We start from the raw sequence: 20,588 nt of genomic DNA, 5'->3' as shown, positions 1-20,588 counted from the left end.
CGGAAACAATTCCGCCTGTCTACTTATTTAGGTTATTATTTATCTCACCAAGGGCGCCACCTTTTGACCAAATAATTCTATAGATTTCATCATGATATCATTTTCTGGGGCGCCAACATCCATATGGCCAATAAATCGGGTAAGGCCGAACAGCTCTTTTGTATACGCGATTTTATCAGCAACTTCGTTGGTATTTCCCACAAACAAAGCTCCTTCTTTTGCTCTTCCACCATCATACTGCATTTTGGTGTACGGTGCCCAACCTCTGGTTGCACCAATTCGATCCATTTGGGCTTTATAGTTTTGAAAATATCCATCGATAGTCTCTTGATCCTCGCTAACAAAAGTGTGGGAGTGAATTGCAATTTGCATCTCAGACTCTTTATGGCCAGCTGCAAGGTATTCCTGTTTGTAAAAATCGATTAAATTTTTAAACTGACTTGGCATGCCACCAATAATGGCCACAATTAAAGGCATGCCAAGTTTGGCTGCACTTAGAACCGATTGTGGCGTTCCACCCACGGCCCTCCAAATCGGAATTTTACCGTTGTTTTTAGCCCTTGGATAGACGGTTTGGTTTTTCATTGGCGCACGAAGTTTTCCGGTCCATGAAACCTTTTCTTCCGAATTAATTTTCAATAATAAATCCAGTTTTTCATCGAAAAGCTGCTCGTAATCATTTAATGAGTAGCCATAAAGCGGAAATGACTCGGTGAAACTTCCACGACCTACAAATATTTCGGCTCTTCCGTCGGAAATTAAATCCAACGTAGCAAAATCTTCATATACTTTTACAGGTTCCGAAGAACTTAAAACCGTTACTCCACTTGCTAATTTTATATTCTTGGTAATGCTTGCTGCTGCAGCCAAAACCATTTCAGGTGACGAAACCGCATAATCTGGCCGATGATGTTCTCCCATGGCAAAAACATCGATCCCGACCTCATCCATCAATTTTATCTGACCTAAAATTTCGCGGATTTTACTTCCTGCATCTTTATATTTCCCGGTTTTTTGGTCAATGGCTAAATCACCAAACATTCCTATTCCTAATTCCATAATTTTATGATTTTATGATTTTTAATGGTACAAAATTACCTTAATTGAAAATTAAAAGCATTGATGAATGATAAGAAGCGATCCTATAAATAAATTTCAATTTTTTATTACTTTTGCATTGGTCAGAATAGATCTAAAAATAATCACCAAAAATAACTCATGGAAAAAATCATCAATACGTTACAATCCGGCGGAACAATTTTGTACCCAACAGATACGATTTGGGGAATCGGTTGTGATGCAACTAATATTGAAGCCATCAACAAAATTTTTGAAATTAAGAAGCGCGAGAAAAATAAGTCGATGATTATTCTGGTAGAATCTGCCAAACGTTTGCAAGATTTGGTTGATGTTCCCGAAATGGCTTGGGAAATAATGGATCTATCAGAAAAACCGGTGACTTTGATTTACGATAATCCAAAAGGGCTACCCAAAGAAATACTGGCCGAAGACGGAAGCATCGGAATTCGGTTAGTGAACGATTTGTTCCTAAAAAAAATCATTACCAAACTCAATAAACCCTTGGTTTCAACCTCCGCGAATTTTAGCGGACAAAAATCACCCCTGAAATTTTCAGATATCTCCCAGGAATTGATTGATTCGGTTGATTTTGTAGCTGAAGAGAACCATGATAAAGTCTCGGAATACTCGGGTTCTTCGGTGATTAGAATTTGGAATGATGGACGAATTAAAGTTCTTCGGGAATAAATTTTTTTTGAACCATAAATGCTATAAAAGTTGCATAATTTCTAAAGTGAAAATTATACTGTTTAAACGTTACAAAAGATAATGCGTGAATGTTTTTTTCACCAGAAAAGACCAATGTTTTTTATCATTTTAGATCGAAAATTGCCTATCTGGAAAATTCAAAAAAAATTCTGCTACTTCTTTTTAAATTCTTTCTCGTATAATTTAATCCAATCTTTTGGGGTTATTTTTTGACACAGCTCAGCGATCAAATCAAACGGAATATCGCCAGGATTTTTAAAGCGGATACAAGATTTTCCCATATCCAATTTCAGAGCAGAATGTTTCGGAAATTCCTCTACAAACCACCTGAGCAAATCAGGGTCAGCATAAATGCCCATATGATAAAGCGCGATGAAATTTTTCTGAGAGGCCAAATTGATGAAAGGCAAAGGCGTATTTGGCGTACAGTGATAACCGGCTGGATACCTGTTCAACGGAATACTCCAACCAATCATTCCATAGCTAAGGTCTACATGAAAGCCCTGCGGTAAATTGTGCATTATCGTTTCAAAAAGTCGCTGGAAAGAAGATTTCCTTTCCTCTGGAATTTGATTTAAATAATCTTCAACAGAGTTTGCCTCAATTTTCATCCCTTATTTTTTTAAATATTCATCGAAATAATCAGTTACTTTTTGCATTAAATGAACCCGGTCTTTTCCTAAAACGTTATGTTCGTGGCCGGGATAAACGAAATAATCCATTTGTACGCCGTGATCCACCGCAGCTTTTAAAAATTTCATCGAATGCTGCCAAACGACCACATTATCCTGCGCACCGTGAATCATTAATAAATGACCTTTTAGGTTTTGAACTTTATCTAAAAGATTGGCTTGCTTGTACCCTTCTGGATTGTTTTGTGGTGAATCCATGTATCTTTCGGTGTACATTATTTCATACATATTCCAGTCGATTACTGGTCCACCTGCAACGCCAACTTTGAAAACTTCCGGATTTTTCAGCATGAAACTCGTCGTCATAAATCCGCCATAACTCCAGCCATGGATCCCCATTCGGGCGGCATCTACATAAGGTAATGATTTTAAATAGGCGACTCCCTGCAATTGGTCTTTCATTTCGGTTTCGCCCGCCTTTCTAAAAATAGCTTGTTCAAATTTCAATCCACGGTTGGATGATCCTCTTCCATCCATGGAGAAAACGATGTATCCTTTTTGCGCCATAAATTCATACCACAAATTCCCTGAAGCGGGAAAACTATCGGTGACCAGTTGCGCGTGCGGACCATTGTATAAGTACACAATTACGGGATATTTTTTATTTGCATCGAAATCAGTTGGCAAAATAATTTTACCGTACAGGGGAGTTCCGTCTTCCGCTTTTAAAGTAACATTCTTGATTTCGGGTCTTTCGTAGTTTTTTAAAGTGTTCACTGAAGAAAGGATATTCTTCGTTTTTAAAGTCGTTGTATTAATCAGGTTAACACTTCTTGGGGTGATTGCATTGCTGTAGGTATCATAGAGATGCGTTCCATCTTTGCTCAAAACACCCGAGTGCATTCCGGTACCGTGATCTAATCTTTGGGTTTTAAAATTGCTCCAGTTGATTTTGTAAAGATGTCTTTCCAAGGGCGAATCCTGCGTAGAAATGTAGAATATTTCTTTCTTCTTTTCGTTAAAACCCAGGACCTCCGTTACGAGCCAATTGCCTTTGGTTAACTGTGCAACCAAACCACTGTCCACATTATAATGGAATAAATGATTGTATCCTGATCGCTGACTTTGCCAAATAAAATCGGTATTTGAGTTCGGAAAAAATAACAATGTTTGTTGTGGTTCTACATATTTATCAGATTGTTCTTGGAATAGGGTTTTCATAAAACTTCCGGTAGAAGCGTTATATTGGTTCATTTTTAAATCGTTTTGATCTCGGTTTAAGACGCCTACAAAAACCGATTTCGAATCCGGATTCCAGGTAATGACGGTTAAATATTGTTCTGGATCGCCTTCGATGTTCAGGATAGTGGTTTTATTTGTTTTAATATCATAAATCCCCAATTTCACATGGTGAGAAGGCGTTCCGGCCATGGGATATTTAATATTTTTGTTCGCTGCTGGTGTTATACTCCAATCGATAATCGGATAATCTGCCACCATGGATTGATCCATTTTATAAAATGCAATTTTAGAATTATCAGGCGAAATAAAAATTCCTTTGGTAATCCCAAACTCCCGTTGGTGAACTGCTTGACCATTTACAATATCTTCGTCGGAATCATTGGTTATTTGTGTTACTTTTCCATTTTTATTGAGGTAGAGGTTATTTTTGATGGTGTAAGCGAACCCATTATTATCACTAAACCCTTCTGTGTTTTCTGCATCTTTATCTAAAGTAATTCCTTCTTTAATTTTCCAATCCTTCCCAGAACGGTCGATCCAAAGCGTTTGAGAGCCTTGTCTGAAATAGCCTTTGTCCTTATTTATAAAAGTGATTCTCGGAAAAGATTTTAATTTCTTGTCTAAAGAGAGTCCACTGTTGAGCTGATGCAATGAAACTAAAGTATCTTGCTTGTGCGTTGCAAGATCAGTCATTAAATAACCGTTTTTGGTCGCTTGATAATATGCTTTACCATCATCAGCCCAAGAAAACTGCGAAATATTTTTCACGGCTAGATTGCTTCTCAAGCCGTTTACTGCTTCAGCTATGGTGTATTTTTGATTTTGTGCGAACAATAAACTTCCTGAAAAAAGGAATAATAAGGTAAATTTTGAAAATTTCATTTGTAAGTTTTGGATGGCTAAAAATAAGAAATATATTTGAACTGTTAAAATATGTTAAATTAAAAATCAATGGTTGCCCCAGCTACTTGAATCCCATAGAAATTTGAAGCAGTAATATTGAATTTATATTTTTTTTGCGTTGTTCCAATACCATTCTTAATTTTTTTAGTTACGGCATTCTTAACTACATTTTTTCCGATAAGATAGCCCAGTAGAATCGCAATGGGATAATCAGAAGCCCAGTGTACCCCACTTTGAATCATTTCGAAACTCATTATACCCATTAGCGCAAAGCCAAGTGGCTTGATCCATTTCTTTTCAGGATAATTTTCTGCTAAAATAACCCAAGCCGCGATTCCAGTCGTTAAATGACCAGAGGGCATTGCATCATATTTTGACGTATTTTTCTGATAGCCTGAAAACGAAGGCAGAAATGTCCACTCACTGTGTTTTCGTTGCTGCCGTAAGGTTTCAAAAGGACTTTCTCTTCCTGTTATTCTTTTTAAGGATTGTGAAAATACGCCACATAGCAGAATACTTTGTAGCAATTGCATCGACGTGCTTTGTGACCGGTAGTCATTGGTCATTAATCCATAAGTCGCCAATCCCGTCCCGATGAGGATAAATGTAGTGCCATTTCCCAGAAAATAAACAAAAGAACCTGCATCGCCCGGAATTATTTTTAAAGGCCCCAAATTAGAATAGGTATGATCAGCGTTAAAACCCACCTTTTCTCCTAACTTTCTAGCTTCTCTGATCAGTGTAGGGTCAGCCGGAAGTAAGGCTAAAGTTGATCCAAAGGCTGCAAGAGAATACCCGTACGTGTTTTTTGCAACAGTATTTTTTACCGTCCCTACAATGTTTTTTGGAATTTTCTTATAAATTTCAGAAATCCGGGGTTTTGGGTACACCAAAGTCGTCGTTTCCGAGACTTGGTATTCTTGTGTATTAATTTGCGCCGAATCAAAATTTTGGCTAAAAAAACTGAGTGAAACCAAGCCAGTTAAAACGATATAAAACTTTCTTATCTTAATAAATAATACCGACATAAGGATCTTTTTCAGATTTTGGTTTATTCCATTTATATTGATGGGTCCAGTAGGCAGCTTTCATGGATAAAATCCCTAACCCAGCGCCAAAGAGAACATCAGAAATATAGTGTTTGTTGTTGACCATTCTCATCACACCAACCGCAGATGCACCGGCATAGGCAACGTAAGGAACCCACTTGTGATGTTCCCCATATTCAATCGAAAGCATGGTGGCACCAGCAAATACATTAGCGGTATGCCCAGAAGGAAAGGAATATGCCGTACCATCCGGACGGGTTTCGTGCAATGATTTTTTTAAAATATAAACCAATCCCAAATTCAATATTTGACCTTTCATCAGAATTGCTGTTCTATTTTTCCAATCGGTTTTGGGTTTCATTCCGGCGATTTCAAAACCGTAAATTGCAACAAAAGGAAGAAATTGCGCATAGTCATCGAAATGATTTTCAAAGCCAAAAAGATGTTCATTTCGCTCCTCCACAATTTCATTTTTCAATGATTCTTTACCTTGTCCATCGGCAATTATTCCAGAAACCATTAATCCCACAGGTACGTAGAGCATTTTATATTGAAAATCCAAGCGGGTGTTTTTGAGGACTAAACTATCTTCTTGCATTTGCCCGAAACTCATGCAAGCCAGCATCGCGGTAAGAACAAACAGCACAAATTTTTTCATTTTGTAATTTTAACCAAATTTAGGATAATGAAAGCTATTTTTCATTATTACCCCTTAAAATTATTAAAATTAATTCTTTAGTAAAGTTTCTGCAACAAATCTCCTCAATTATTAATTTCTTATCTTACATCAATGCAAACGAAACTTTGGCATCCTATCTTTGCACTATCAAATATTAACAATAACAAAATACAAAAACATTATGGCTACAAAATGGAATTTAGACCCAACGCACAGTGAAATTACTTTTAGAGTAAGACACATGATGATTTCTAATGTTAAAGGTGAGTTCACCAATTTCAACGTAGAATTGGAAGCGGAAGACGATACGTTCAAAAACGTAAAGGTTAAAACAACGGTTCAAACCGATTCGATTAACACCAATAATACCGATAGAGATACGCATTTGAAAAGTGAGGATTTCTTCAATGCTACGGTAAATCCAGTAATTACTTTTGAATCTGATTCTTTGAATAACGAAGTTACAGGGAATTTAACCATCAATGGCGTGACCAAACCAATCACTTTAGCGGTTGACTTTGGAGGAATCAATGTTGACCCTTGGGGAAATACCAAAGCCGGCTTTTCTTTTGACGGTAAAATCAGTAGAAAAGATTTCGGCTTAAACTGGAATACAGTCTTGGAAACTGGTGGTGTAATGGTTTCTGATGAGGTGAAAATTGCAGGAGAATTGCAGTTCGTGAAAGCATAACTTGCTCTTTTTAAGATACAAAAAATCCACTTTTTTAAGTGGATTTTTTGCTGATAGGTGTAGATTATTCTACTTTAAAAATGCAAATTTGCGATCATCCTTTTAGAAGAAATACCAGAAATTTGCATCATAGTTTTTAATGATTCTTTTTTTGCAATTTTTTTGCGTGATCCTAAGTTCCACTTGGCTAATGGCTCTTTCAAGAGAAAACTCAAATTGTCCATTTTTTTGGTTTGATACTTTTTCACCTCCATCTTTATAGGTGGCAGTCCACTGGAAAGTCCAGTCACTTTCTGAAGTTTCTGGTTCAAAAGAGACTAAATTATCACTTAGTCTGACTTCTTTAAAAGATTCAATGTTAAAAATACATTTCTGAGAATTTAAAATAAAATCAGCAGATGTTGGCTCGATCACTTGAATCGTTTTCTGACATTTCAATATACTTTCCGGCATTTTAATTTCTAAAGATAAAATTGCAGGACCAATTACAGTGCCTTTTACAATGAGAGGATTATGATTGGTTTCGGTTTCTAAAATAATTTTTTGATCCTGATGAGTCCATTGATAACAATCTACACAAGATAAATCACTATTTAAAACAGAATAAGTTTGTTTTTCTCCAACTTGTATTTGATCTGCACCAGTGATGGTGCACTGCGCATTACTCATTACAAAAGTAACGAATGCAAATAGTACATAAATTTTTTTCATAATATAAGTGTTTTTTAATTTTCTAAACTTGGATCACCCCTAAGTTAAATTTTTCGGTGATCGGAGCATGATTCGCTGCTTCAATCCCCATGGAAATCCACTTTCGGGTATCAATTGGATTAATAATCGCATCAGTCCATAATCTTGCAGCGGCATAGGTTGGTTCGGTTTGTTTCTGATATTTTTTAGAAATAGTATCCAAAATTTCCTGATGCTCTTCATCTGAAATTTCTTTTCCCTGTTTTTTTAAAGTAGAAGTTTGAATTTGCGCCAAAACCTTCGCCGCCTGACTACCGCCCATTACGGCTAAATCAGCCCAAGGCCACGCCACAATTAATCTTGGATCATATGCTTTTCCACACATCGCGTAATTCCCCGCGCCATAAGAGTTCCCAGTAATAACCGTAAATTTAGGTACCACGGAATTTGCAACGGCATTCACCATTTTTGCTCCATCTTTGATAATTCCACCATGTTCTGATTTAGAACCAACCATAAAACCGGTTACATCCTGTAAAAATAATAAGGGAATTTTTCGTTGATTACAATTGGCAATAAATCGGGTTGCTTTATCCGCAGAGTCAGAATAAATTACGCCTCCAAACTGCATCTCCCCTTTTCCGCTTTTAACCAATTTACGTTGATTAGCGACAATCCCAACGCTCCAACCATCGATTCTGGCGGTGGCGCAAATAATGGTTTTACCGTAATCTGATTTATATTCTTCATATTCTGATTGATCTACCAAACATTTAATAATATTAATGGTGTCATACTGATCAGCCCGTGAGACCGGCATATGCCCAAAAATGTGTTCAATGTTTTCTTTTGGTGGGAAACTTTCGATTCGATTAAAACCTGCTTTTTCATAATCGCCAAGAGATTTCATGATATTCTTTATGCGATCCAGCGCATCTTTATCGTCTTTAGCTTTGTAATCGGTAACACCAGAAATTTCGCAATGCGTAGTTGCCCCGCCCAGCGTTTCATTATCAATATTTTCACCAATAGCCGCTTTCACCAAATAGCTTCCGGCTAAAAATATAGAACCTGTTTTATCAACAATCATGGCTTCATCACTCATAATGGGTAAGTACGCACCACCAGCAACACAACTTCCCATCACGGCAGAAATCTGCACAATTCCCATGGAACTCATCTTTGCATTGTTGCGGAATATTCTTCCGAAATGTTCTTTATCCGGAAAAATTTCATCTTGCATTGGTAAAAAAACACCCGCAGAATCGACCAAATAAATAATAGGTAGTCTATTCTCCATCGAGATTTCCTGCGCACGAAGATTCTTTTTAGCGGTAATGGGAAACCATGCGCCAGCTTTTACAGAAGCATCGTTGGCGACAACTAAGCATTGCCTTCCTGATACATAGCCCATCTTCACAACAACTCCTGCACTAGGGCAACCACCGTGTTCTTCATACATTTCATATCCAGCAAAAGCACCGATTTCAATAGAATCTGCGTTTTTATCAAGAAGATAATCAATTCGTTCACGTGCGGTTAATTTGCCCTCATCTCTTTGTTTCTGCAACCGTTTTTCACCGCCGCCTTTCTTAATTTCTGAGAGCAAACTGGTGATCGCACCGAGCTTTAATTTATTTTGATCTTCTCTTTTGTTAAATTCTAAATCCATCAATAAAAAAATTTTTTTAAAGATAAGATTTTTTAAGACAACTTTTTGTTTCATACTGGTTAGCGGTAATGATTTGAAAAACAGAAACCTATTTGGCAAAATGAAATAGAGCCGTTCAAAATAAAAAAACAAAAATCCCGTTATAAACCACAGGAAATATTCCTAGTTTATTTTTTTAGTAGTGTATTTTTTGAAGACCCTGAAAGTTGCTAAAATTTTCAGGGTTTTTTTTAAATAAATGAAGCGGAAATTATTCCAATAATCTAAATTGGATTTGTAGATTTGCAAAAGTAAAAACATTAAAATAGTGGTTAAAAATTCTGCCCTTTTTCGACTTCACATGATTGTATTTCTTTGGGGATTTACCGCCATTTTGGGAAAACTAATTACGGCCAATGCGCAAATACTTACGTTTTACAGGATGCTTTTCGCAGCCGTATTTTTATTTATATTTATTCGGTTTTTTAAAAAAGAGAGTATAAAAATTTCAAAGAAACTCTTTATCCAACTTTCAGTCATTGGTGGGTTTATGGCTTTTCACTGGCTTTGTTTTTTTTATTCCATTAAAGTTTCTAATGTTTCGATTGCGCTAAGCTGCCTGTCGTTATCAACCTTATTTGCTTCTATTTTAGAACCCATTATTTTTAAAAGAAAGATTGACATTTCAGAAGTCGTCATGGGCGTAGTCATCGTGATTTGCATGGGCTTAATTTTCAAAACCGAATTTCAATATAAAGAAGGAATTTTTTACGGTATTCTTACTGCACTGTTCGGAACGGTATTCTCCGTATTTAATGGGAAAATATTTGGAAAAACAAGTTCGGGCAATATTATATTTTACGAAATTTTTTCAGGCTTTCTCATTTTGACCGTATTTCTTCTTTTGACAGGCCAAATTTTTCAACTCAATGAAATAAGTACCCATGATTTGACGTTAGTTATCATATTAGCAAGTGTTTTTACGGCTTTCCCCATGTTGGAATCGGTGAATTTGATGAAATATATTTCTCCATTTACCTTAATTCTAACAGTGAATTTAGAGCCGGTTTATGGCATTATCCTGGCTTTTTTTATCTTTGGAGAATCTGAACAAATGAGTCCTATCTTTTATGTGGCCTCTTTGATTATGATCTTAGCCATTATCGTTAATGGTATTTTGAAATCCCGCAAAAATGCCCTTGCAAAAAAAGTACCCCATTGATGAGAAAATTATTCTTTGCCGCTTTTCTTAGTTCAGCCGTTTTTGCTGAAGCACAAATCGTACGGAAATACTCCAACGAATTTCTCAATATTGGTGCTGGTGCCAGAGGACTTGCGATGGGTGGTGCGGTAATTTCTAATCAAAATGATGTTTATGCGCCCATGTGGAACCCTGCAGGTTTATTAGGAATTGACCGCGATTGGCAAGGAGCCGCAATGCACGCAGAATATTTTGAATCTATTGCGAAATATGATTATATCGCTTTTGCAAAACCATTGGATAATAATGGAGGTGTTTTTGCGATTTCAATCGTTCGACTCGGAGTCGACAATATTTTAAATACCACGCAGTTAATTGATCCTGAGGGAAATATAGACTATGACAAAATCACCAGTTTCTCTCAATCTGATTATGCGGCTTTGTTTTCATTTGCTTTTAATCCGGGCGGAAACCAAAAACTAGATGTGGGAGTCAATGCAAAATTAGTCTACAGAAATGTGGGTAAATTTGCCAGTGGATATGGATTCGGGTTCGATTTAGGAGCAATTTATCATTCAGATAGTGGGTGGAATTATGGCGCAGTGATGAAGGATATTACGACCACGGTAAATTTTTGGACGGTAAATCAAAAAGAGCTTTCCACCATCGTCAATGGGGAGGAATTTAATCCTGCACCAAAAGATAAAATGGAACTAACCATGCCTAAATTGAATTTAGGAATGAGTAGAAATTTTGAAATTAATCGCGATTTAGAACTGATGCCAGAAGCGGGTATCAATGTCGATTTTGCAAAAACCGCCGCAGTAATTTCTACCGATTTTGCCAGCATTACGCCTTACGCAGGTGCAGAACTGAAATTTCAGGATATGATTTTTGTACGTGTTGGGCTCAACAGGTTTCAAACCGTGACCGACATTGAAAATTTAAAAAGAAAAGTATCATTCCAACCTAGTGCAGGAATTGGTATTAAGTACCAAGGTCTCACCTTGGATTACGCCATTACCAATTCGGGAGTTGGGGGATCCAACTTCTACTCGAATTTCTTTTCATTAAAATTGGATATGGGTGATTTTAGAAATTAATGTTATCACCAAATAAAATCATTTTCTAAGCTTAAATTAAAAAAATCGAGATTAAAATAAAGAAAAGCCACGAAATCAATCGTGGCTTTTGTCTTAATTATAATTAATGAACCTAGGCGCCATAAGGAATCCAGATATTCTTAATTTCATTGGCGTGTCTTAAAAACTCTTGACCTTCACCATGTGCTGGGTTAAGCCAATTTCTGTATTTACCAAAATTCACCCAAGAACGTTTCATAGAATCGGTGGAAAGCAATTCGATATTTTTACTTCCCTCTGTGGTTCCGAAATACCAGATCCCATCAACATTATAATGCTTGGCAAGTTCGCTTGCTAAAGTTTCTTTGGGTCCCGTAACAATATTCACCGTTCCGGCTGGAACGTCAGAGGTTTCTAAAATCTGATAGAAATCCGTCGCTGAAAACGGATGCTTTTCTGAGGGAACAACCACTACTCTATTTCCCATCGCAATTGCAGGAATTACGGTAGAAATAAATCCGAGCAATGGATTTTCATCCGGACAGATTACGCCCATCACGCCAACTGCTTCCGGCATCGCTAAAGTCACCATTCTTTGAACGGTTGAATGTGCAGCTCCGTCATATTTATCAGCATAAGCAGCGTAAGTGTAAATTCTTTCGATGGATTTCTCCACCTCATCTTGCGCAGATACTAAGGATTGGTTGGTCATTTCGACGATTCGTGCTGCAAATTCTTCTGAACGAATTGCTAAATTCTCGGCGATATAATAAAGCACTTGTGCTCTGGAATGACCAGTCATTCCGCCCCAAGATTTTTCGGCATGCGCAGCTTCTACTGCATTTCGGATATCTTTTCTACTTCCTTCGGAAACTTCGCCGATATATTCGCCAAAAGCATTTTTTATTTCGATACTGTAGCCCGCATCTGGGCGAGCTTGCTTGCCACCGATGTACATTTTTGTTGTACGATCGATTTCTGCTAAATTGTTTTTTGATTTTTGCGAAACTTTTGGTTTTTCAGTTTTCGGCACAAGTGGTTTTGAAGTAAATTCGGCTTCCACTTTCGGTTTCATATATTCATACAAACCTTCTTTCCCGCCTTCTCTACCGAAACCACTTTCTCTATACCCTCCGAATCCTGCAGCTGCATCGAATTGATTGGTACAATTGATCCAAACACTTCCGGCTTTTATTTTTGGTGCAACATCTAAGGCTAAATTTATGTTTTCTGTCCAAACACTTGATGCTAAACCGTATCTTGTATTATTCGCCAAAGCAACCGCTTCGGAATGCGAACGGAAAGTCATCGCGACTAAAACCGGCCCGAAAATTTCTTCCTGTGCAATGACAGCACTTGTGGGAACATCGGTAAATAAAGTCGGTGGGTAGAACCAACCATTTTTGGGAACTCCATTTTTGGATTGGTACATGGTACAACCTTCCTTAATTCCAATTTGAACCATATCGTCGATGGTTTTTAACTGAACTTTATCAATGATTGAACCCATATCAACTGCCTTATCCAGAGGGTCACCAATCCGAAGCGTATCCATACGTGTCCGAAGTTTTTTGTAGAATACTTCTGACACCGATTCTTGAATCAAAAGTCGGGAACCTGCGCAACAAACCTGTCCTTGATTGAACCAGATCGCATCTACAATTCCTTCAATGGCAGAATCTAAATCTGCGTCTTCAAATACAATGAACGGCGATTTACCGCCAAGTTCTAAGGATATTTTCTTACCGGTTCCGGCGATATTGGTTCTCAAAATTTTACCCACTTTGGTTGAACCTGTGAACGCAACTTTCTGAATATCTGGATGATTGACCAACGCAGTCCCGGCCACGGTTCCTTTTCCCGTTATCACATTAACCACCCCTTTAGGCAAGCCAATTTTTTCACAGATTTCTGCAAAAAGCAGTGCGGTTAATGAAGTTAATTCAGCGGGTTTTAATACCACTGTATTCCCCATTGCTAAAGCGGGTGCCACTTTCCAGGAAAGCATCATCAATGGAAAATTCCAGGGAATAATTTGTCCGACCACTCCAACTTCCTGATAATCTCGGAATTCGGTATCCATCAATTTTGCCCAACCTGCGTGGTGGTAGAAATGTCTGGCCACGATTGGAATATCTATATCACGGGTTTCTCGGATCGGTTTTCCATTATCTAAAGTCTCTAAAACCGCAAATAATCTGGAATGTTTCTGAATTTGTCTTGCGAGTGCGTACAAATATTTTGCGCGTTCGAATCCACCGATCGCCACCCATTCTGGTAAGGCTTTGTTGGCTGCTTTCACTGCGTTGTCTACATCGGTTTTGTCGGCTTCGGCAATTTTTGCTAGAAACTCTTTGTTGGAAGGGTTGTTTGAATCGGCATATTTTTTCGAGTTGGGTTTTACCCATTCTCCACCGATAAACAGTTCAAAGTTTCGGTGATGATTTTCTAAAAATTCCACAGCGGAACTTGCACTTTCTGGAGCGGGACCGTAAACCATGTTGTCGTATATTTCTTTGATTTCCATTTTATTTTAATGTGATAATTTGATAATGAATTCCTTAGTCAATTATTTTTAGTTTATAAATACTCCTTACTTCTTTACTATCGGTAATTTTAAGGATATAAATGCCTTTAACAATACCACGGATTGTATATTTATCGGAAGGAGTATATTCTTTTATGAGCTTGCCATCTAAAGAATAAAGCTGAACTTGTTTTACATCTTTAGTATTAATAGAAAAATAATCTTTAGAAGGGTTTGGAAAGATTTGCAGTGCAGATTGATGCGTATCTGAAACGGAAAGTGGGATACAAGGCGGTGTAATTTGGACTGGTATATTTCTGTCCGTTAAAGTACCATCACCTAACTGCCCATTAAAATTAAAACCCCAACTCCATAAGGAGCCATTTTTTTTTACAGCTAATGTATGTTCTAATCCAGAAAAGATATTTTTCCATTCAGTGCTACTGCCAAGTTGGGTCGGTGTATTTTTGTCAATATTGGTTCCATCACCTAATTGCCCGTTATTATTCATTCCCCACACCCAAAGTGAACCGTCATTTTTTATTGCTTTTGTACTGTTAATACCTACAGAAACGCTTTCCCAATTAGTGCTATTTCCAACTTTTATTGGTATTTTACGCTGAATATTCGTACCATCACCTAACTCTCCTTTTCCATTTTCACCCCATGCCCAAAGTGAATTATCATTTTTTAAAGCCATCGAATGAGAACCAGTTGAAGCAATACTTTTCCAGTCACTATCATCACCAAAAATTTCAGGGGTTGCTGTTTCAAATTGGCTATAAAAATTACCCCATTTCCAAATGACACCATCATCTATAGCCAAAGTATTCATTGCATTGGCTTCAACCATTGTCCAATTAATATCAATAAAAGTAGGAATATTTTTACTAATCCGAGTACCATCACCCAATTGCCCTTCTCTATTTTCTCCCCATCCCCAAAGTGTACCGTTATTTTTTATCGCCATTGTATGATGTGAACCTGCTGATACACTTTTCCAATTATTTTCAGTACCAACTCTTTGTGGTTCATAATATTCACTAACAGAAGTACCAAGCCCCAATTGTCCTTGTCTGTTATTACCCCAAGTCCAAAGAGAACCATCTTTTTTGATTGCTACTGTATGATAATATCCTGCAGAAACACTACTCCAATTTGATTCAGTTCCAATCTTTGTAGGCATTAATTTATAAGGGGTATTTCCAGCACCCAATTCTCCGTTACTATTACTGCCCCAACCCCACAGAGTACCATCATCTTTTATCGCAATGCTAAACATGTGTCCACCATCCATAGTTTTCCAGCATTGAGCTTGAATTTGGAAAGTGAAAAGCATTAGTAATAATGCCAGTGTAATTTTATTTATCATTTTGTTTATTTAAAGTGATATCAATTTAAATTCACCCTTTACGGATTAGGGATTAGGGTTCTCATCCGAGTTCGTTGGTATTGCTATTAAATCTATTGTACTGCTCTATCAAAGTTAAAGATTTCGCCCTTTCAGGGCTTTACTATCTTTTAGTTATTTTTTTTTCATTGGGCTTCGCCAAATGCTATTGATTTTGCCCTTTCAGGGCTTTTCAATTTTAATCATCAAATTCATTGAGCGTGTAAATCATCAAAATTTCAAAGCAAAATTATTGAATTTTCAAATGCTCAAACACTCAACAACTCAATCACTCAACAACTCCTCTAAAACTAACGAAACTCTAAAATACTCAATAATTCTTGCAAAATTATTGAATCTTCAAATGCTCAACAACTCAATCACTCCTCTACGCCATCGGATGACGGAATCCTGCGCTATACCGTCCTGTTACGTAATGCTCTAATTGTCGCTCGATGTCGCCCAATAAAGAGCTTGCACCGAATCTGAATAAATCCGGAGTGAGCCAATCGTTTCCTAATTCTTCTTTGAGTAAAATTAAATAATCCAATGCCTGTTTCGCTTTCTGAATTCCGCCAGCTGGTTTGTAGCCAACTTTCACACCTGTTAATTCGTAATAATCACGGATGCAGCGAATCATGACCAAACTTACGGCCAGTGTAGCGTTTTCGGATTCTTTTCCAGTGGAGGTTTTGATAAAATCTGATCCCGCCATCATGGCTACCCAAGATGCTTTCGCTACTTTGGTGTATGTTGGGATTTCGCCCGTTGCGAGAATCGTTTTCATGTGTGCATCGCCACAAGCGGCGCGACATAATTTGATTTCGTCGTAGAGTTCTTTCCATTTTGATTCTAAAACCAAATCTCGGGAAATAACGATATCAATTTCTTTTGCTCCGGCTGCAACAGATTTTTTGATTTCGGAAATTTTATCTTCCAGGGAAATTTTTCCGGCGGGAAAGCCTGTTGATACTGCAGCAATAGGAATTGAAGTTCCTTGTAAAGCTTCTTTGGCAAAAGGAATTAAATTATGATACACACAAACCGCACCAGTGGTGAGCTTTGCATCTTGCATGCCTAATTGCGCGAGAAGATCTTCTCTAACTGGGTTTTTTGCTTTTTCACAGAGGCGCAAAACATTTCCGCGGGTGTCGTCGCCTGCCAAGGTGGTAAGATCGATCATCGAAATGGCTTTGAGCAACCACGCAGCTTGAAATTCTTTTTTAACACTTCTTCGGCCGGTTAGCGTGGCGACTCTTTTTTCTACCGCACTGCGGTTGATATTGATTGCATCAAAAAACTTGGTGTTAAATGGCAGTCCTTCATTTCGCGCGTCAATATGATTTTCCATAGGAATCGTATGATTTTTTTCTAATGTTTTTTGCATAAAAAATGGGATTTAATTAGAAAATATTTTAATTAAATTAAGGATTGTAAAATTAGCCAATTATCTGCAAATGCGCCGACTATTTTTAGGGAATTGTTAAAAATTGTCTGCAACAGAAAAATACACCTCATTGGAAGTGTATTTTTTTATAATGATTGCCTAGGCGGTAATTTATTAAACCTTTAATTGTCTGTTAATACTTTGTTCAAGGGAAATAAATGTTTCTGTTCTGGTCACCCCTTTAAGTTTTTGAATTTTATTTAAAATCTCCATCAAATGGTCATTATCTCGGCATAAAACTTTCAGGAAAATGGTATAGTTTCCGGTGGTATAATGGGCTTCTACCACTTCATTGATTTCCTTTAAGGCTTTTATGGCATCCTGATAATGGCTTGGCTGCTCCAGAAAAACGCCAATATAGGAAACGACTTTATAACCGATTTTGCGTGGATTTAAGAAGGAAATGGAGTTTTCCATTACGCCAGCATTTTCTAATTTCTTAATTCTTTGATGAACCGCAGTGGTTGAAATTCCCACGTTTTTAGAAATTTGAGCGAGTGATGTTTTGGCATTGTCCATCAACATATAGATGATTTCTTTATCGATTTTATCTAAATGATATTCGGCATTAATTGCATTTTTCATTTGGAATTATTTTTTAAATTAATTATTGATTTACTTGTTAACTAACAATGCGGTCAAAATAGGAAAGTGATCGCTATAACCACCCAAATATCTTGTCCCTGCATAGGTTCTAAAAGGTCTCCCAGCAAATTTACGATTCCAATTGCTCAGTTTTTCGTGATTGAAAACTTTGGCTTCTTTGAATAAAAGAGGATAATTGGAATTAAAAAAATCTTTGGACAGAATCATTTGGTCAAAAAGTAAGCCATTTTTGTAATGAAACGTAGAAAATTTTTCGTTTTTGAATAATTCCTCCGATGGATTTACCAGAATTTTATTGAAATCGCTATCATAATTAAAATTAAGAATCATTTCTTCATCCGGGTTTTCGTTGAAATCACCCATGATGATTACCGCTTCCTGCGTAGTGGATTTTATGGTCAAAACCTTTTCATGAAGATCCTTAAGAATATAATCGCGTTTGGGTTTATTAATGTCTTTCTCTCTTTTTGAAGGCAAGTGAAGAACAAAAACGTTTATGATCGTTTCCAAAAACTTTACCTTACAAAATAAAACGTCGCGGGTGGTATCGTAATATTCTGATTCTTTGTTTTCTACCGCAAAAAGATAAGAAATAGGTTGCGAAGAAAGGAGTTCAATTTTGGTTTTATCGTAGAGAAGTGCTACATCTACGCCTCGTTCGTCCATGGATTCATAATGGGCGATTTCGTACTTAGAATTAAAAGGTTCTAATTTCACCAAATCTTCCAAGGGCTTTCTACCCTGAACTTCAGACAACCCAATCACAAGAGGCAAAGCCTTTTCACTTTCCAAAATCAACTGAAAAACGTGTGCAATTTTAAATAATTTGTTTTGGTATTTTCTTTCGTCCCAATTTAGCAATCCTGATGCTGTTGGATCTAATTGATGTACGCGTGGAATATCTGGGCAAAACAAGTTTTCTACATTATAGAACGCAATTAACTCCGTATCCTTATTGTTTTCCATTCTGTTCATTAACTGATGTTATCATTTGCATAAGCAACATATAAATAGTAGATTTTTTTTAGAATTATTCCAATATATCAGGTCTTTTCTCTAAGGTAATTTTAAGCGCTTGCTCATGCTGCCATTCCTCAATTTTTTTTAAGTTTCCACTGAGTAGAATATCAGGAACTTTTAAACCTTTGTAATCTGCAGGTCGTGTATAAATGGGTGGAGCTAATAGGTTATCCTGAAAACTATCTGTTAAAGCAGATTGTTCATCATTCAATACGCCTGGCAATAGTCGAATCACAGAATCGGCTAAAACACAAGCTGCAAGTTCTCCACCTGTAAGCACGTAGTCACCAATAGAAATTTCTTTGGTGATATGAAGCTCCCGAACCCGTTGATCGATACCTTTGTAATGACCACAGAGGAAAATTAAATTTTCTTTAATAGAAAGCGTGTTGGCTATTTTTTGGGTCAAAGTTTCCCCATCCGGGGTAAGGTAGATGACTTCATCATATGCACGTTGCGACTTCAGCTCAGAAATACATTTATCGATGGGTTCAATCATCATAATCATTCCTGCGCCACCGCCATAAGGTTCATCATCGATTTGGCGGTGTTTCCCAAGGCTCCAATCTCTAAGCTGATGAAAGTGAACTTCTGCTAAACCCTTCTGCATGGCTCTTTTCAGAATTGAAGTTTGGAATGGGCTTTCCATTAATTCTGGCAGAACACTTATAATATCTATTCTCATTGTTCGGTATCGTTCTTTTTATTTGGGATAATGATTAACCTTAAAGATGAATCTTTATTAATATAACTCCACATCCAATTGAAGAAAATGGCCAATTTGTTTCGAACACTTAAAATAAGCATCAAGTGTAAGAACATCCAAAAATACCAGGCCAAAAAACCTTGAAATTTTAAATGAGGCAAATCAACTACGGCACGATGTTTACCGATGGTTGCTAAACTGCCTTGATCTGTATATTCGTATTCTACCCAATCTTGTTCTGATTTTTTAAGAAAGTTTTTTCCTACATTTTTCCCTTGATTAATGGCGACATTTGCAACTTGTGGATGTCCTTGGGGATATTTTGGAGTTTCCATGTAGGCAATATCTCCGATTGCAAATATATTGTCGTAACCTTTAATTCGGTTAAAACGATCGGTTTTAAATCTATTCCTCACAATTACTTCCGGTTCTAAACCATCGATAATATTACCGGTAACACCTGCGGCCCAAATTACATTATTTGAGGGAATAGATTTTCCACTTTTCATGTAAACCTTATCACCATCATAATCAGTCACCATTTCACCCCGCATAAAATCAACACCCAACTCTTTTAGATACTGATCCGATTTTTCCTGCGCTTCATCACTCATCACCGCTAAAGGCATTTCTGTAGAACTGATCAAAATAATTTTTAAATCATCGAAATTCATGTGCGGATAATCGCGTGGCAGAATATCTTTTTTCATTTCGGCAAAAGCGCCGGCTAACTCTACGCCAGTTGGTCCACTTCCTACGATGACGATATTCCAATTGCCATCATCGCTGCGTTTTCTTTCAATAATTAATTTCTCAAAAGTCAACAGTACATGGTTTCTTATGGCGATTGCCTCTTGGGTATTTTTCATTCCAAAGGTCAAGTGTTCCATTTTAGCATTGCCAAAAAAATTGGTTTTACAGCCGGAGGCTATTACTAATTTGTCATAAGTAAACTCTGCTTCTTCTGTAATAATTTTATTTTGTTCGGGAACAATACTTTGCACTTCCGTTAATCGAAACTGCACGTTTCGCGAGCGTTGGAAAATTTTTCTAAAGGGAAAAGAAATATTACTTGGCTCAATACGACCACAAGCAACTTGGTAGAAAAGTGGCTGAAACATATGGTGGTTAACTTTATCGATGACCATCACTTTTTTTCTTTTGTTATTGAGGGATTTCGCTAATTGAAGCCCAGCAAAACCACCACCAATAATTACTATTTTTTCACGTGCTTCCATTGGCGCAAAATTACGGAATTTTTTATCAATCTATTTTAATTCTAAA

General features: G+C 37.1%; 18 protein-coding genes. 4 read left to right on the top strand and 14 right to left on the bottom strand.

What is annotated here, in order from left to right:
- Window positions 1-39: 39 nt before the first annotated feature.
- Window positions 40-1,059: an LLM class flavin-dependent oxidoreductase gene (locus tag QWY78_RS13485; RefSeq protein ID WP_290220669.1), complete on the bottom strand. Its 1,020-nt coding sequence runs from the start codon at window positions 1,057-1,059 to the stop codon at window positions 40-42.
- 159 nt (window positions 1,060-1,218) lie between these two features.
- Here QWY78_RS13485 and QWY78_RS13480 point away from each other — a divergent pair, with 159 nt between their 5' ends.
- On the top strand, window positions 1,219-1,767 hold the full coding sequence (locus tag QWY78_RS13480; protein ID WP_290220668.1) for an L-threonylcarbamoyladenylate synthase: 549 nt from the start codon (window positions 1,219-1,221) through the stop codon (window positions 1,765-1,767).
- Between the two features lie 173 nt (window positions 1,768-1,940).
- On the opposite strand, the gene QWY78_RS13475 is transcribed toward QWY78_RS13480, so the two are convergent.
- Genes QWY78_RS13475 through QWY78_RS13460 form a run of 4 tightly spaced genes read right to left on the bottom strand, consistent with a single transcriptional unit; the run spans window position 1,941 to window position 6,272 of the window.
- Window positions 1,941-2,399 (bottom strand): DUF1801 domain-containing protein, encoded by a 459-nt coding sequence (locus QWY78_RS13475; RefSeq protein ID WP_290220666.1) that lies wholly within the window; start codon window positions 2,397-2,399, stop codon window positions 1,941-1,943.
- Between the two features lie 3 nt (window positions 2,400-2,402).
- Window positions 2,403-4,544: a S9 family peptidase gene (locus QWY78_RS13470; RefSeq protein ID WP_290220665.1), complete on the bottom strand. Its 2,142-nt coding sequence runs from the start codon at window positions 4,542-4,544 to the stop codon at window positions 2,403-2,405.
- A 59-nt stretch (window positions 4,545-4,603) separates the two neighbouring features.
- Window positions 4,604-5,593 carry a phosphatase PAP2 family protein gene (locus QWY78_RS13465; protein WP_290220664.1) on the bottom strand — a complete coding sequence of 330 codons (990 nt, stop codon included), beginning with the start codon at window positions 5,591-5,593 and terminating at the stop codon, window positions 4,604-4,606.
- The gene (locus QWY78_RS13460; RefSeq protein WP_290220663.1) at window positions 5,574-6,272 is read right to left on the bottom strand and encodes a phosphatase PAP2 family protein; all 699 of its coding nucleotides are present in this window, start codon (window positions 6,270-6,272) and stop codon (window positions 5,574-5,576) included. The genes QWY78_RS13465 and QWY78_RS13460 overlap by 20 nt, the downstream gene beginning before the upstream one ends.
- A gap of 202 nt (window positions 6,273-6,474) precedes the next feature.
- Here QWY78_RS13460 and QWY78_RS13455 point away from each other — a divergent pair, with 202 nt between their 5' ends.
- A complete protein-coding gene (locus QWY78_RS13455) occupies window positions 6,475-6,984 on the top strand; it encodes a YceI family protein (RefSeq protein ID WP_290220662.1) in 510 nt (169 codons plus the stop codon).
- Window positions 6,985-7,086: 102 nt separating this feature from the next.
- Here QWY78_RS13455 and QWY78_RS13450 read toward each other — a convergent pair whose 3' ends face one another.
- A complete protein-coding gene (locus QWY78_RS13450) occupies window positions 7,087-7,695 on the bottom strand; it encodes a hypothetical protein (RefSeq protein WP_290220661.1) in 609 nt (202 codons plus the stop codon).
- A gap of 22 nt (window positions 7,696-7,717) precedes the next feature.
- Entirely contained in the window at window positions 7,718-9,346 is a 1,629-nt protein-coding gene (locus QWY78_RS13445) for an acyl-CoA carboxylase subunit beta (protein WP_290220660.1), read from the bottom strand.
- 340 nt (window positions 9,347-9,686) lie between these two features.
- Between QWY78_RS13445 and QWY78_RS13440 the strand changes: the two genes are divergently transcribed.
- Together QWY78_RS13440 and QWY78_RS13435 are read left to right on the top strand one after the other, a co-directional pair.
- Window positions 9,687-10,547 (top strand): DMT family transporter, encoded by an 861-nt coding sequence (locus QWY78_RS13440; protein ID WP_290220703.1) that lies wholly within the window; start codon window positions 9,687-9,689, stop codon window positions 10,545-10,547.
- Window positions 10,547-11,629, top strand: a complete 1,083-nt coding sequence (locus tag QWY78_RS13435) for a putative type IX sorting system protein PorV2 (RefSeq protein ID WP_290220659.1) — start codon at window positions 10,547-10,549, stop codon at window positions 11,627-11,629. The genes QWY78_RS13440 and QWY78_RS13435 overlap by 1 nt, the downstream gene beginning before the upstream one ends.
- Window positions 11,630-11,741: 112 nt before the next feature.
- Here QWY78_RS13435 and QWY78_RS13430 read toward each other — a convergent pair whose 3' ends face one another.
- From QWY78_RS13430 to QWY78_RS13400, 7 genes are all read right to left on the bottom strand, one after another.
- Complete coding sequence (locus QWY78_RS13430) at window positions 11,742-14,135, bottom strand: aldehyde dehydrogenase family protein (protein ID WP_290220658.1); 2,394 nt, start codon at window positions 14,133-14,135, stop codon at window positions 11,742-11,744.
- Between the two features lie 34 nt (window positions 14,136-14,169).
- Entirely contained in the window at window positions 14,170-15,507 is a 1,338-nt protein-coding gene (locus QWY78_RS13425; protein ID WP_290220657.1) for a T9SS type A sorting domain-containing protein, read from the bottom strand.
- Window positions 15,508-15,913: 406 nt separating this feature from the next.
- Window positions 15,914-16,912: a deoxyribose-phosphate aldolase gene (gene deoC, locus QWY78_RS13420; RefSeq protein ID WP_290220656.1), complete on the bottom strand. Its 999-nt coding sequence runs from the start codon at window positions 16,910-16,912 to the stop codon at window positions 15,914-15,916.
- Between the two features lie 174 nt (window positions 16,913-17,086).
- Window positions 17,087-17,557, bottom strand: a complete 471-nt coding sequence (locus tag QWY78_RS13415) for an Lrp/AsnC ligand binding domain-containing protein (RefSeq protein ID WP_290220655.1) — start codon at window positions 17,555-17,557, stop codon at window positions 17,087-17,089.
- Between the two features lie 30 nt (window positions 17,558-17,587).
- Window positions 17,588-18,544 (bottom strand): endonuclease/exonuclease/phosphatase family protein, encoded by a 957-nt coding sequence (locus QWY78_RS13410; RefSeq protein ID WP_290220654.1) that lies wholly within the window; start codon window positions 18,542-18,544, stop codon window positions 17,588-17,590.
- A 64-nt stretch (window positions 18,545-18,608) separates the two neighbouring features.
- The gene (trmD, locus tag QWY78_RS13405; protein WP_290220653.1) at window positions 18,609-19,283 is read right to left on the bottom strand and encodes a tRNA (guanosine(37)-N1)-methyltransferase TrmD; all 675 of its coding nucleotides are present in this window, start codon (window positions 19,281-19,283) and stop codon (window positions 18,609-18,611) included.
- Window positions 19,280-20,542 carry an NAD(P)/FAD-dependent oxidoreductase gene (locus QWY78_RS13400; protein ID WP_290220652.1) on the bottom strand — a complete coding sequence of 421 codons (1,263 nt, stop codon included), beginning with the start codon at window positions 20,540-20,542 and terminating at the stop codon, window positions 19,280-19,282. Before QWY78_RS13400 ends, trmD begins: the two co-directional genes overlap by 4 nt.
- Between the last annotated feature and the right edge of the window lie 46 nt (window positions 20,543-20,588).

Source organism: Kaistella yonginensis (genome assembly GCF_030409525.1).
Taxonomy (GTDB): Bacteria; Bacteroidota; Bacteroidia; order Flavobacteriales; family Weeksellaceae; genus Kaistella; species Kaistella yonginensis.
The sequence above is the reverse complement of the archived record's forward strand: the minus strand, read 5'-3'. Positions and strand labels throughout refer to the sequence as shown.

Bases quoted from the DNA above. Each gene is read 5' to 3' on its own strand.
- QWY78_RS13435 (WP_290220659.1), top strand. From the start codon at position 10,547: ATGAGAAAATTATTCTTTGCCGCTTTTCTTAGTTCAGCCGTTTTTGCT.
- QWY78_RS13415 (WP_290220655.1), bottom strand. From the start codon at position 17,557: ATGAAAAATGCAATTAATGCCGAATATCATTTAGATAAAATCGATAAA.
- QWY78_RS13485 (WP_290220669.1), bottom strand. From the start codon at position 1,059: ATGGAATTAGGAATAGGAATGTTTGGTGATTTAGCCATTGACCAAAAA.
- QWY78_RS13455 (WP_290220662.1), top strand. From the start codon at position 6,475: ATGGCTACAAAATGGAATTTAGACCCAACGCACAGTGAAATTACTTTT.
- QWY78_RS13470 (WP_290220665.1), bottom strand. From the start codon at position 4,544: ATGAAATTTTCAAAATTTACCTTATTATTCCTTTTTTCAGGAAGTTTA.
- QWY78_RS13445 (WP_290220660.1), bottom strand. From the start codon at position 9,346: ATGGATTTAGAATTTAACAAAAGAGAAGATCAAAATAAATTAAAGCTC.
- QWY78_RS13400 (WP_290220652.1), bottom strand. From the start codon at position 20,542: ATGGAAGCACGTGAAAAAATAGTAATTATTGGTGGTGGTTTTGCTGGG.
- QWY78_RS13475 (WP_290220666.1), bottom strand. From the start codon at position 2,399: ATGAAAATTGAGGCAAACTCTGTTGAAGATTATTTAAATCAAATTCCA.
- QWY78_RS13480 (WP_290220668.1), top strand. From the start codon at position 1,219: ATGGAAAAAATCATCAATACGTTACAATCCGGCGGAACAATTTTGTAC.
- trmD (WP_290220653.1), bottom strand. From the start codon at position 19,283: ATGAGAATAGATATTATAAGTGTTCTGCCAGAATTAATGGAAAGCCCA.
- QWY78_RS13425 (WP_290220657.1), bottom strand. From the start codon at position 15,507: ATGATAAATAAAATTACACTGGCATTATTACTAATGCTTTTCACTTTC.
- deoC (WP_290220656.1), bottom strand. From the start codon at position 16,912: ATGCAAAAAACATTAGAAAAAAATCATACGATTCCTATGGAAAATCAT.
- QWY78_RS13410 (WP_290220654.1), bottom strand. From the start codon at position 18,544: ATGGAAAACAATAAGGATACGGAGTTAATTGCGTTCTATAATGTAGAA.
- QWY78_RS13430 (WP_290220658.1), bottom strand. From the start codon at position 14,135: ATGGAAATCAAAGAAATATACGACAACATGGTTTACGGTCCCGCTCCA.
- QWY78_RS13450 (WP_290220661.1), bottom strand. From the start codon at position 7,695: ATGAAAAAAATTTATGTACTATTTGCATTCGTTACTTTTGTAATGAGT.
- QWY78_RS13460 (WP_290220663.1), bottom strand. From the start codon at position 6,272: ATGAAAAAATTTGTGCTGTTTGTTCTTACCGCGATGCTGGCTTGCATG.
- QWY78_RS13465 (WP_290220664.1), bottom strand. From the start codon at position 5,593: ATGTCGGTATTATTTATTAAGATAAGAAAGTTTTATATCGTTTTAACT.
- QWY78_RS13440 (WP_290220703.1), top strand. From the start codon at position 9,687: ATGATTGTATTTCTTTGGGGATTTACCGCCATTTTGGGAAAACTAATT.